The organism is Arthrobacter mobilis (genome assembly GCF_012395835.1).
In the GTDB taxonomy this organism is placed as follows: domain Bacteria; phylum Actinomycetota; class Actinomycetes; order Actinomycetales; family Micrococcaceae; genus Crystallibacter; species Crystallibacter mobilis.
This window is the reverse complement of record NZ_JAAZSQ010000097.1, coordinates 1-223: the sequence shown is the minus strand read 5'-3', so window position 1 is coordinate 223 and position 223 is coordinate 1. Positions and strand designations below refer to the sequence as shown.

1 protein-coding gene is annotated in these 223 nt (G+C 42.2%); it reads left to right on the top strand.

What is annotated here, in order from left to right:
* A partial coding sequence (locus tag HGG74_RS21845; protein WP_376766168.1) for a hypothetical protein occupies nucleotides 1–223 on the top strand: 223 nt, incomplete at both ends.

The following is a 223-nucleotide window of genomic DNA, read 5'->3' as shown; positions in this document are numbered from 1 at the left end:
GAAAAGAAAATCCTGTCGGATGCTTTAGATAATGTAGATATGGCGCGAGAGTATGAACAACAGTTACAGCAAAAACGCGAGAAAAAACTGATCCTGAAAGGAATGCTATCTCGTTTAGTGCATCTTGAAAGCTGGCATGGGACATTGACCGGGTTTAAAGTTGAGAATGGGTTAGATGGTAACGTATCAGAACGGGGCGACGGATATGAAATGGTAATTCGTG